The sequence below is a fragment of the Paraburkholderia sp. PAMB 6770 genome, assembly GCF_057748135.1.
On sequence record NZ_CM173239.1, the window covers coordinates 339065 to 351253 of the forward strand.

10 protein-coding genes and 4 riboswitches are annotated in these 12189 nt (G+C 59.9%); of the genes, 5 read left to right on the forward strand and 5 right to left on the reverse strand.

Annotation, left to right across the window (positions count from 1 at the left end; translation table 11 throughout):
• Positions 1–28: 28 nt before the first annotated feature.
• A complete protein-coding gene (locus tag AC3AP7_RS19110) occupies positions 29–1564 on the forward strand; it encodes a MutS-related protein (protein ID WP_487364146.1) in 1536 nt (511 codons plus the stop codon).
• Positions 1561–3117, forward strand: coding sequence for a MutS-related protein (locus AC3AP7_RS19115; protein ID WP_487364147.1), 1557 nt, complete (start codon positions 1561–1563; stop codon positions 3115–3117). The genes AC3AP7_RS19110 and AC3AP7_RS19115 overlap by 4 nt, the downstream gene beginning before the upstream one ends.
• Before the next feature lie 192 nt (positions 3118–3309).
• Here the strand turns inward: AC3AP7_RS19115 and AC3AP7_RS19120 are convergent, their stop codons facing one another.
• The 4 genes from AC3AP7_RS19120 to AC3AP7_RS19135 form a co-directional block, all read right to left on the reverse strand.
• The gene (locus AC3AP7_RS19120) at positions 3310–5412 is read right to left on the reverse strand and encodes a dynamin family protein (protein WP_487364148.1); all 2103 of its coding nucleotides are present in this window, start codon (positions 5410–5412) and stop codon (positions 3310–3312) included.
• Complete coding sequence (locus tag AC3AP7_RS19125; RefSeq protein ID WP_488324853.1) at positions 5409–6050, reverse strand: hypothetical protein; 642 nt, start codon at positions 6048–6050, stop codon at positions 5409–5411. Before AC3AP7_RS19125 ends, AC3AP7_RS19120 begins: the two co-directional genes overlap by 4 nt.
• Positions 6051–6227: 177 nt before the next feature.
• A riboswitch (Fluoride riboswitch) is annotated at positions 6228–6297 on the reverse strand.
• A gap of 546 nt (positions 6298–6843) precedes the next feature.
• Positions 6844–7392 (reverse strand): inorganic diphosphatase, encoded by a 549-nt coding sequence (locus tag AC3AP7_RS19130; protein WP_487364150.1) that lies wholly within the window; start codon positions 7390–7392, stop codon positions 6844–6846.
• An 18-nt stretch (positions 7393–7410) separates the two neighbouring features.
• Positions 7411–7878 (reverse strand): HAD family hydrolase, encoded by a 468-nt coding sequence (locus tag AC3AP7_RS19135; RefSeq protein WP_487364151.1) that lies wholly within the window; start codon positions 7876–7878, stop codon positions 7411–7413.
• A gap of 115 nt (positions 7879–7993) precedes the next feature.
• Positions 7994–8060: riboswitch (Fluoride riboswitch) on the reverse strand.
• A gap of 338 nt (positions 8061–8398) precedes the next feature.
• Between AC3AP7_RS19135 and AC3AP7_RS19140 the strand changes: the two genes are divergently transcribed.
• From AC3AP7_RS19140 to AC3AP7_RS19150, 3 genes are all read left to right on the forward strand, one after another.
• Complete coding sequence (locus AC3AP7_RS19140; protein WP_487364152.1) at positions 8399–8557, forward strand: hypothetical protein; 159 nt, start codon at positions 8399–8401, stop codon at positions 8555–8557.
• A 327-nt stretch (positions 8558–8884) separates the two neighbouring features.
• Positions 8885–9253, forward strand: coding sequence for a DUF190 domain-containing protein (locus AC3AP7_RS19145; protein WP_487364153.1), 369 nt, complete (start codon positions 8885–8887; stop codon positions 9251–9253).
• 667 nt (positions 9254–9920) lie between these two features.
• A riboswitch (Fluoride riboswitch) is annotated at positions 9921–9985 on the forward strand.
• Positions 9986–10280: 295 nt separating this feature from the next.
• A complete protein-coding gene (locus tag AC3AP7_RS19150) occupies positions 10281–10619 on the forward strand; it encodes a hypothetical protein (RefSeq protein ID WP_488324854.1) in 339 nt (112 codons plus the stop codon).
• Positions 10620–10955: 336 nt separating this feature from the next.
• On the opposite strand, the gene AC3AP7_RS19155 is transcribed toward AC3AP7_RS19150, so the two are convergent.
• A complete protein-coding gene (locus AC3AP7_RS19155; RefSeq protein ID WP_487364155.1) occupies positions 10956–11384 on the reverse strand; it encodes a hypothetical protein in 429 nt (142 codons plus the stop codon).
• A 179-nt stretch (positions 11385–11563) separates the two neighbouring features.
• Positions 11564–11624: riboswitch (Fluoride riboswitch) on the reverse strand.
• Positions 11625–12189: the final 565 nt, after the last annotated feature.

Here is a 12189-nt window from a genome sequence, read left to right on the forward strand (position 1 = left end):
CCAGCGAGCAAGGAACAGGGGGTACAAGATGGAATTCCACAGCATCCTCTTCGAGGCACCAGAAGATGGGCCGCCATCCCGGGACGGCGCGCAACCAGCGTTCTTTGGCGACCTGAATCTCGATCAGTTCGTGAGCGAAGTCACGCGTGGATTCGATGAATACGACCTTGCTCCATTTTTTCGTACGGAGTTGATCCGGCAGAGTGCGGTGGTATATCGGCACGAAGTCATGCGGGACTTCGACAGCCAGGATGTTCTGCTTGCCATCCAGGCTTTTTCTCTCGCAATGCGGAAAATGCGTGCATGTCTGACGGATGTGCAGAAGCTCTATTATCCGCGGCAGAAACAGTGGTGGTTCGTTGAAGGGGCGTCACGTTATTGCAAGGGTATCCAGTCGTTTTGCGAAGCGTTGCGCACGGCCGGCCCCCAGTCGAGGGGGTTGACCGCTTTCAGTTCGTGGCTCGCGCGATACCTGCAGTCCGCACCCTTTGTGAAGCTGTGTAACGACGTACAGGAAGTGCAGGACGCTCTGGCCGCCGTGCGGTATTGCATCCACCTCAACGGAAGCACCGTCACGGTCTTGAACTATCATGAAGAAGAGGACTACAGCACTTACGTGTTGAATATTTTTGACCGCTTCAAGCAGGGTTCGGTCAAGGATCATAGCGTTGAACTGAAAGACTGGCCCGAGATGAATCATGTCGAGGCGCAAATACTGGATTGTGTGGCGGAACTCGATCCGCAGCCGTTTATGCTCCTCAATCGCTTCTGGTCCAATCATAGCGATTTCGTCGATTCGACGATTGCGGCGTTCGACCGGGAGATAGAGTTTTACGTGGCTTATCGCAGCTACATCCAGCTCTGTCGCGAAGCCGGCCTCCCGTTCAGTTATCCAGTCGTCTCGCGCGCGACCAAAGCGGTGCGGTGCGACGGCACGTTCGACCTTGTATTGGCCCACAAGCTTTGCAGGGACAAGGTTGCGGTTGTCTGTAATGACCTGTATCTCGAAGGACAGGAACGAATATTTGTGGTGTCCGGGCCCAACAACGGGGGCAAGACGACCTTTGCCAGGACGTTTGGGCAACTCCATTTTCTCGGCCGGCTGGGGTGCCCGGTGCCAGGGCGAAATGCCCATCTTTTTCTCTACGATCGTCTCTTCGCACACTTCGAGCGGGAAGAAAACACGCTGGATCTGCGCGGCAAACTTCAGGACGACCTGATGCGAATGCATGAGATCCTGCGGGCGTCCACGCCCAACAGCATCATCCTGATGAATGAGATTTTCAGTTCGACGACGCTTGCCGACGCACTGTTCCTCTGTCGCAAGATTATCGGCGAGATCATGGAACGGGATGTGCTGTGCGTATGTGTGACGTTTATCGAGGAACTGGCCCGGCTGGGGCCTCAAACTGTGAGTATGGTGAGCGAGATCAACCCGGAGAATCTTTCTGTCCGAACGTTTCGGGTCCGCAGGCGTCCAGCGGACGGGCATGCTTACGCGCTTTCCGTTGCCGAGCAATACGGTCTCACCTATGAACGTATCAAGGAGCGCCTCGCATCATGAAAGCCTATCTGCTCCATGACGCGCGCGATTTTCCCTGGCATCGCGATGAATTCTGGAATGAACGGACGCTGAACCAGGACCTGGAGCTGGAGACGCTTTACCGGACAATGGCCGCAGGCGACGAATACCTGTATGACACGGTGAAGAAGGTCGTTCCTGTTAGCCTGAGTGACCTCGTCGCGATACTTTATCGTCAGGCAATCCTGAATGACTGTATCGAAAATGAAGAAACGGTGAGGCAGCTGTATGCCATTGCCGTGGAAGCGCTGGACGTTGAAAAAAAGAGCTTTTACTGGAGTATCAGTGCGTCGCCGGGCAGCGTGCTGCATAGCGCACGGGACCTTGTTCAGGCTTTGCTCGGCGTTCTCGGAAAGCTGCGTCGCGTGGCCGACGACAATATCGAACGGTTCCGATCACCCGGTTTCCGTCGTTTCTACGACATGATCCAGTCGGAACTGACCGACGATTATTTCGTAACCATCACGCGATGCCTGAAGGACCTGAAGTTCAGCGGCGGGGTGTTGATCAGCGCCAGACCCGGTCGCGGAAACAAGGGGGAACAATACATTCTGAGGAAGCCGCACGAGAAAGATCCGAATCTTCTCAGGCGGCTGTTTACAAAAGGTCCGCCATCTCGCACATTTCGTATCCCGGATCGGGACGAAAATGGCGCGCGGGCACTAAGCGATCTTGAGGCACGCGGCATCAACCATGTGGCTAATGCACTGGCACAGTCGGCCGACCACATGAAAAGCTTCTTTTTCATGCTTCGCGCAGAGCTTGGCTTCTATATGGGATGCCTGAATTTGCGCAGCGAACTGCAGCGGCGGGGACTGCCGGTCTGCTTTCCTGTGCCGTGCGCGGCGGCTGAGCGCAGGCATCGCTACCGGCAGCTCTACGATGTGAGCCTTGCCTTACGCCTGGATCAGGCGCCTGTGGCAAACGATGCAGACGCAACCGACAAGAATCTCATTGTGGTGACCGGTGCGAACCAGGGCGGAAAGTCAACCTTCCTGCGCAGCGTCGGTATTGCGCAGATTCTCCTGCAGGCCGGAATGTTCCTCGGCGCCAGTGAATTCGAAGCGAATGTGGCGAAGGCGATATTTACACATTACAAGCGGGAGGAAGATGCGACGATGCGAAGCGGCAAATTCGACGAAGAGCTTAAGCGCATGCGAGAAATTGTCGATCATCTGGTCGAGCACGGCCTGTTTTTGTCGAACGAATCGTTCGCATCAACGAACGAGCGTGAAGGTTCGCAGATAGGTCGGCAAATCGTGGATGCATTGCTCGATCGTCATGTGAAGGTGGTGCTCGTAACACACCTTTTTACCCTCGCACATGGCCTCCATGAGGCGGGCTCTTACCCGACCCTGTTCCTGCGTGCTGAAAGGCGGGGCGACGGGGTGCGGACGTTCAGACTTGTTGAAGCGGAGCCGCTGCAGACCAGTTTCGGACAGGATCTGTACCGGCAGATCTTTCGCGACGCACCACGCCCGGACGAAGAAGCGGGAGGCGAAAACGGCGTGCTGTCCGGGATGGGCGAGACCTGAAGTCCGGGAACGTCGGCAGAGCGCGTACGAGGCCGGAGCTTGCTGAAGCAGGTGGTCTGGCACAACTGTGGTTCGCGAGCACGCCGGTGAAGTGATGGTGGGTCACGGCTCGCTAGGCAGGCGGACGTCATGCCGGAAATCATTCAACCGGCTGGCCGCGGGTTATGCCGCGACGCGCAGATTGAACCCGTCTCACGGACCGGCTTCGCTTCCTGACCAGTCGCTCAGCTCTGCAGAGCGAAGACGCGCAATGTCGTCCCGCAAACGTTGAAACGCCGCCTGCGCGCCAGGCTCATGGGTGCCGCGGGTGCCTTGAAGCCGCTCGATATGTTCCGTGAGTGTCCTCGCCAGCGCAGATAGCACCTGGTGTTTCCAGGCTTCCAGCAGTTCCAGATACGCGCAGAGCGATCGTCCGACCAACTGCATGGAAGGGCAACCTTGCAAGGCGCGGCGAGCGCTCAGATAAAAACCCCACCGTCCCAGCACCCATCCTAACGAGGGTGGCAATATCGTTGCAGGCAACCCATCGTGGAGGACAAACGCGGGTACGACAGGCAAGTCAGGCAGCGGTGGTATCAGTCGCGGTGCGTCGAGTGTGTCAGCCAGATGATGCAACGTGATGTTCGCTCTTGCGTTCAGCGTTTCAACGGCGCGCGTGCATGTGCCGCAAAAGGCAAGAGCCCGGGCATTCGCGGCGAGCTCGACAAGCCGGGTGACGTCGAAGGACCGGTCATGCGTCTCCGACCAGAGTGCCGCCGCGTTGTGGGCGATTTCGTTTACGAGTCCGTCCATCGCCCGCGTGACCTGTGCAACGGGATCGGCCGGTGAGCGGATCGCCGCGTCGACGGCCTCACGGTCTGCAGTCGTACGCTGAAGCGCCTGGTCCAACTGTTCCCCTGGACGGGGTTGCGGTTCATGCCACAGCAGGCGGATCTGGAGCGCGTCAAGCACGTCCCGACGCAGCATCGCGAGCTGGCGCTGACGCATGTCGGTTCGCTGTTTGCGGCACTCTGCAAGCATGTCGGCAAAGGGGCCATCGATCCAGGCACGGCACCACGGCGGAACATTCTCCTGTGTACTGACAAGATAGACCGGAACCTCGATATGGGTACTTTTCCACAGGCCGCGCACGACGTGCTCATAGATTCTCCAGCGGTCATCGGCCCCTGCGAGGTCGATTTTCGTGACCAGAGCGGCGACCCGTGCGCCGCGGTTGCAGAGTTGACGTACGAAAGCCGCTTCACGTAGCGTTAGCGGGGCCGCAGCGGAGATGAGCACGACCGCGATATCGCACCAGGGCGCGGATGAAGAGCTTCCCTGTGCAATGTCGGGCCTTTCCCAGTCGATGCCGGGTGTGTCGATGAGCGTAATTCCGTCTGTGAGTAGCGGCGCGGGCGTGTCGAACGTCATCCGCGTCACCCCTTTGATGTTCCGGGGATTGGAGTGCTCATCGGCAAACTCGGCGATCCGCGCACGGTCGATGAGTTCGGTCTTCGCTGCGACACATTCCACCACGCCTCTTTCGACTTTTCCGTAGCGGATTTCCACCGGCACGGCGGTGGTGGGCAACGCGGCCACGGGAAGAAGCGGGCTACCCAGCAGACTGTTGATCAGTGACGATTTTCCTGCCCCGACTGCGCCAAACAGTCCGACGACAATGTCGGCGGATCCGTAATGGCGCTCGAAATCGATGCTTCTGCGATGAAGATCACCGAGTCCGTACGACGCGCTAATGCGCTCAAGCTCGCCTGTCAACGGATGAACGGGAGCGTGGTCGGCAGTGTCTTGCGCATTGGCGTGGGAGGGTGGGCGAACGGTGTCTCCGGTATGCGCGTCAACGTGGCGCGATAACGACGCCTGCAGTGCATTGAGCAACGTCATCAGGTGACCGACGAAGCGACTGGCGTCCTCGGCTGCACCCTCGGTCATGTTCTCGTTGCTCGTCTTGCAGTTGGGCGTTGCTGTGCGCGGGTCGAGCTCCGACAGGACGAGCATGGCTTCGCTGATTCGCAGTTTGCAGGATTCGAGGGCGCTGGCGCTGGGAGTCGGGAGGGAAATCCGGTGCCGGGCGGAAATTCTCTGCATGGCGGCGCGGATCAGCTCGAGCTCGTTCAGAATCAGTGTGTGTTGTACCGGGACCGCATCTGCGATTCGCGAAGCGAAGGGGGACTGCTGCACGACGGGATCGAGGTAATGGAGTACGTCTGTCAGGCAGCTATCGATGCGGACGAACGCTTCTCCAACCCGGCGCGAGTAGGCCGGAGGGAACGGGAGGCGCCTGTTGTTTCGCGTCATGTCGTTCTCCTGATCGGCTCGGCATCCAGGGTCTGCAAGACTTCGCTCCAGCCGCTGCACCAGCCGATGGACGCGATCAGCGCACCGCGGTCCTCCGTCGAGTCTGTCCCACGACTATCCCAACGGAAGGCGTGTTCGAAGCGGGCGAGATGCTCCGCGATGCTGGATGCGGTCGCACGATGACGCCGCAAGGTCGGTGTTGCCTCGCGCGTCATGGATTCAATGAGATGCGGCCGGCAAAGGACGTCGCTCCCATTGCCGGCGCATATGCCGCAGACGTGCCGCAGCCATCCGTCGCGGTTTTCGCGCGCGAAGGCAAGGGCATTGGCAAGGTCGCGGCCTTGCGTGAGCCGCTCCGGTGGCGCGTTCCCGGGGGACCCGGGCCCATAGCCCAGGTTGCACATATGGCAGGGTCCTGACGCACGCAACCGATGGCGTGCCATCCCGACGGGTGCAAGACCGTACAGGCCATGCTCGTCGAGCAGGTGCGAAGCGCGGCGCATCAGCTCGTTATATAGGATCGTGCTGCCATGGATCAGGTGAGGGCGAAACGCGGCTTCAACACAGAAGAAGCCTAATGCATGTCGCGGGCACATCCCCCAATGGGCGTAGAGGCGCGCTCTGACAGCGGCGTCCATGATGCTGCCCTGGATAAACCACCAGAGAAAGTCGACCTCACCATCGGACAGGGCCAATGCGTTGGGGGCGGGTGGAACTCTACATGATGGGGAAGGCACGGTACGCTGTCCGGTAGGCTAAAAAACGAGCACAAAATCTGGACAGGGGCATCAACATGACCCGACAGCTCCTGGCCAGGAACCGTAGGCATCATCAGCCGCGGGCCTTCAGCGGCGGTTTGGGAGGTATGCCATCTCCACAAGCGCAGATTCATTCTAATGATGCAGGCGGGAATTGGCAACGGATCACCTGAGCGGTTCTTCGCGTCGTTCTACGCTGTGGCTAAAGCATGCCGAGGTGAGGGTAAAAAGCGGGAGAATCGGGGCCATCGGACATCACCAGGCACGCGCTGCGCGGACACTGCTTGCCTTTTCTGGAATTCTCCGGCCAGGGGCGCTGGATCTGCAGCGTGGGCTGAGGCAGCGACATTCGCGTCGCTTATTTCCATCGATTGGGCGGCTGAAAGCGGGTCGATTCCGGGCGGCTTTTCCGGAAAGTTCCATGAGAGGGTGAATCAGGTGGCCGTTCAATTGGGGGAAATCTGGACCGGAAGCCGATGGATGCCATGCGTGCGTTGACTGGCACGCCCTAGTTCGTCGGTATCGCGCCCGGGCAGTTGCCGCCTTAGCGCCTGCCACGCTTTTCAGCACCCGATGCCAGATTCAGAGCGGACGACGCGGAGTTCCGTGAAAAATCCGCGTCTGACTCGATGGCGTCCAGAGTATGCCGCTCGACCCAAATGCGGGTGCGTTATCACCCTGGGGAGCGAGTTGCGGACTCACGGTAGGCGGCGATCGACTGAAGCAATTCGCTTGCGGCGTCGTTGACAGATCCCCAGTGCTCGAAGCGTGACCATTTTGCATGCTCGAGAACCTTGTAGTTGACGAAGAAATGCCGGAATTCATGCAGGAGCAGCTTGGGCAGGTCATCCAGCAACCGGAGGTCGGTACTCGAGGCACAGACCCTGTCGACCGGAACGGCGATGATTTTTACGTCGGGCCCACGCTCGTCGGTCAGATGCATGGTTCCGAGCGCCCGAGCCTCCACGATTGCGCCAGGTACGATGGGAAATGGGGTGACCACCAGCACATCCTGTGGCCTGCCGTCCGGCGCAAGCGTATCCGGCACGAACCCGTAATTGGCGGGATACCGCATGCTCGTCATCATGAAGGTCTCGACACGCAGCCGGCCGGACCGGGGATCGGCCTCGTACTTTACAGGTTCGCCAAAAGCAGACATTTCGATGATCGCATTAAACGATGCCGGAACGTTGCTGCCCGCGCCGATGTTGTCGTAGTTCATCCCGGTTTCTCCATCCAGTTAGCTTCGTAGTGTTGCGATCAGCCGCTTTGGACGCAGCAGCAGTTCCAGGCCGTCTACTGCGTGGCGCACGACAATATCGGCGACCTTCAGGGCGTCGGTTGCCAGCCCTTCGGTGCCGAGCACCACGATGCCCAGTGCCGCCTGTTCGAGCATGAGCGCGTCGTTGCGCCCGTTGCCGATCGCGGCAACCCCGGGACCAAGGCGCCGGACGTATTCACGCTTGGCGAGCGCCTGTCCCTCGGCTGGCAGGCAGACGACTTCCATCGGGCACCGACGCAGATGATCGCGCGCGTCTCCGTAGGTGTTGCCCGTCACCGCATGAATGTCGAGTTCCAGGGCGAGCGCAGCGAGGCGTGACTCGACACCCTCGAGCAGCCGGCCATCGATTGCGAGCGTTCCGTTGAAGTCGAGGACGAGATGCACCAGGTTCAGCGTACAAAACCCCGGGATGTCTATCGCAATCATCTTGCTCTCCTTGCGCGCCGTACGACAAACGGGCCGCCGCGGCGCAATCCGGCAAAAGTGCGCGTCGTCCAGGCAGGCAGGAGCAGGATGCGCAACAGCGCGGCCCGATGTCCGGACGGCTGCAGGCATCATTAGCCGGATGGAACCGGCGGTTGGCGGAGAATGCCATCTCCGTAGATCCGTGTTTTCACTCTAGTCAATGCCGGGGAGCTGCGCAATCGGTTTTGAGGCGATCGAACGACGAACCGGGTACGTCGGTGATGACAGTCCGTGTGATCCGCCGGTGGCAGGCGTGAGCGGTGTTCATCGTCCTTTCCAGACGGCGAGCGCATGCCTTCCCGAGCGGATTGCCGCCTTTGTCACGATCCGGTCTTTCATTCGGGCAGTCTTCTGCTCACGCAGCGGTGTGCACCGCGGTGCGCGCCTGTGATTTCTCGACATGGCCGTTTGCTCCCGCGCGAGGCGGGATTCCGGAAGAGGGCGGGCTATCCGTGCGTATCGGAGCCATCGAGTCAGACAGGTGACCGTGGTCGAATGGCTGCGTGATAAAACTGGACAGGCCGGAATCGTTGGCGTGGTGTTTGCCGGAATCGCAGAAAAAGGGGGTGACGCCAAGGGGAAGATCATGATGCCGCGCGATTTTCCGGACTTGCAGGTCAGCCTGCCGGGGTGCCGCTGAGGCTGATGATGCAAGGATCGATGCCCTCGTGCGCGGCTGCGAAACACAGGTACCCGCCTGCTTTACACGCGGGCGCCGGTCGAATTCGACACCTTTGGAACAAAGCGCGGTCAGGGATGGACTTCGACGCCATTCCTGTCGACGCCGTCATCGAAATGCTGGCTCGGAGCCGGCCGCTTTTCCCAAATCCTCATGGTGGTGCGCACGCGTACGTTTCGCTGCGTTGCAGCAAGTGATTGGGCTGTTTTCATACGCTAGAATCACTTGAGGGCTCCCGGAGCCGCCATTCTCATGACGGTGTCCTGGTGTCGTTTGAAGGAGGCAGACATGAACGGCTACCAGCTTACGTTCTATACCGAACAGAATCGCCACCACGGCCACCATACGGTCATTGAATGGCTGCTTCACGAAGCAAAGCACCAGGGCATTCACGGTGCAACGGTCATCAATTGCGCGGAGGGAACCGGGCATGCGGGAACTCACCACGCAGCGCACATGCTCAGACTCGACGACCAGCCAGTGCAGATCATCCTCGCTGTCACGGAAGACGAGGCTGACCGTATGCTTGACGCTGTGAAAACGGAGCATGTTCACGTTTTCTATACACGTTCGCCAGTGGAATTCGGTTTGCTTGGTGACGACGGGCGTGATCCTGCCGGGACTCACTCTTCTCTTTTTCACAGGGGGAGGCACTAGTGGAGGGCTACGGCCCGCGTGTGCCGGCCAGCCTCAGTATTTGATACGGAACCTGTGAAGACTTCATCCCTCCGGTGCTGCCGCGGCTTTGCCGTGACGCCTGCCCGCTTGCGGAAGCCGGGGCCGGTGGACCACAAGGATTGTCTGGCGTGTGTCCGATGCTTCACTTCCGATCTGGCTTCTACGACAGCCAATGGGATGTCGGGAGCGTCGGTATCAAGCGTATCCGGTCGTGCCCATTTCGTGCGGTGCGTTCATTTCGGAAGTGAGATCATTGCCTTGTGGGTAGTGGGCGGCAGCTCTGGTAGCAGGGCCGCGCCTCGGTACTTCCCCGCAGCCTGGATGGTCGCGTGAGCGGGATATTGCACCGGCAAGTGTGGCTTCCCGAGACAGATGCTGTGAGGTTCCCTCGGTTTGCTGCCCTTCGGCGGCATCAGGCTGGTCTGGAGTCGTCGTGGTTCAGGGCGGGGTATTCATTGCGCCGCCCTGTTAATCTGGAATGCGAAAGATATGGAATACAGGGCGTTGCCCCCAGCGATGTTTTGTCGCCCGGACAGCGTGCGCTTTCTGCGAGCGTGAGCCACCTTACGGAAGAGGGTGCGCCGCTCTGGCGGAAGCTGCAGGACGACGGATAAACGCTTGCGATTCCCGATACGCAGCGGTATCCTTTCTCACAGGAGATGGCATTCTCCTTAACTGCCGGGTTTGCTGGCTGATGATGCCTACTGTTTGTGCATGCGAGATTCATCTGATCCCACACGACAACAGTAGGTTCGCCATGAAAAAATCCCTCCGTTACTGCCTCGATCGGCTGTTCCGATGTGCAGTATTCGTTTTGCCCCCCTCTCGAACGATGGTTGCACGTACGGTACCGGTTCATCGCGGAAGCAGAAGCGATTGCTACCTACCTCGGGCTGCCGAACGCGATTTCCGTCATCACTGAACGGCTTGTCCGCTGGACAACACGGTGATTGACCCGTGCGTTTGCCCGCGTATGTGCACCATTCCTTTATAACGGGGTGTCAGGATGCAGGTCGAATTGAGCGAAGACCAATATAAGGGCATGCCTGTGCCTCGCCTGTCGAAATCCGCTGCCAATGCAGGGCGTGACAGTAGCACGGTGAAGATTCTCTTGGGCGATATGACCGATACATCAAACCGCGCCGGGCGCGAGAATGCGCCGGAATCCTGGGAGTCTGCATTGCGCCAGCTGGGGCACGTAAGCATTTTCGCGTTCGCAACGGGGGAATTCATGCTGATAGGGCCGGGGGGAGAGCGTGTGCGGGGCGATTCTCTTGCCGGTGCGCTGGAGGAAATGCTGTGTCGTCTGGGCTTCAGGGCTGGAGGCGTGGACGAGACGCGCTGATATCAGCCGATGCGGGCTGCCTGATTCAAAGAACGTCCCGGACTGCCGGATACTTTGGGCGCACGTCCGCACGTTCTCGCAGTTGCCCGATCGTCTGACCGGGCACACGGTCCTGTGAGCGGCGGGAAGTGCGCGCCGGGCAAACGCAGCGCTTGCCTGATCCGGCCACCGGATCAGGGCACGCCCTGTTCTGCGTGCCGCGGTCGCGCGGCATGAAATGATGGTCGGCCGTCTCGCCAGGGCGCGGGGTTGCATGCCGGGCATCGCCGGTGCGTAACACCTTCGGAGGCACCGTGGCGAAACGTCCGGTGACCGCGGCCAAACCTGGCAGTCCAGCTACTGCCGGATCTGACTCAACGTGTGCAGCACGCCCCCCAGGTCCTCAATCGTATCCACGGCAATTGCCGCGGTGAAACGCGGCCCAACTGCGGATGCCCAGAAGCCTTTGATAGTTACATCATTATCAGCGAGGCGCCGTATGATCAGTGCAGTCAGATTTTGCCGCTCGGGACCCTCGATCCTGACCACATGCAATCGGTGATCAGGATCGAATCCAGCATCACGGGCTGCATTTTTTGCTCTGTTGTCGGTCCCGGGGGCAATGAGGACACTTCCATGTGCGCGATCCAGTGTATCGAAGCGTGCGAGCACCAGCGTGAGGTCTGCGCCGGCGCGCCCAAGCGCTTCGAGTTTGTTGGCCAGTATGGATGGCTGCACACCGATTTCGGCGCGCCAGGCGTCGAGCGTTTCGACCGTGAACTCCATGTCTGTCTCCCACGCGCGCGACCGCTCGCTTTAACGACTGGACGGCTATGCCGTCAATATACAGTCGATGAGCGACCAGGCCGGGCCGCACGATCCCGTTAAAACGAGCTCGCTTCGCACGATCCTTTCCGGATTAAGGCCGGAGCTCAGCTCGTGCTCCGCCCCGTTTCCAGACATGCTGGCGAGCAGGCATCATCAGCCCGGACGGGCGATTGGGAGAATGCCATCTCCATACGGTCAGTGTAGTGCCCCGGATAACCTATGGCAACGCGACGCCCGGTTGGGTAGATCGGGCGGAGGCGGCGGCCGATCATGGGGAAAGAACAGGAACCATCCCCCGACCTGGTAATCGCAGTGAAAGGCCTTGTATCAATCCACGGCCGCCATCGTCGTACACGCACATGCGAGATCGTGCTTCCCACTGTTCTCCCGATTTGACCGACGGTTGCCCACTGTCGTCTCTACCGGGGCGCGCTTTCCGCCTGGCGCTAACTGCCTGCGTCGTATGCTCGTCTGCGACGATTCTCCGGTCGCAGAGCGCATCTGATTTGCGTGGCGTTCGCTACGTGTTGCGCCTGTATTGCGGTGATGTTTGCGTTCTGCACGAAGGACGTCCTGTGCCGGCGCGCGCGGCCAGCGACGGGCGCGAGATGGTTGAAGTCCAGTGCGGGAAAGCTGAGACTTCGACCGTTATCGTTCATTTCTGCTCGCCCCCTGGCCACCGGCACAACCGTTGTGATGCCATCCGGCATCGCATGTGTGCCTTCGGAGCGACTCGGGGAGACGACGCAACAGCGCTGAGGCA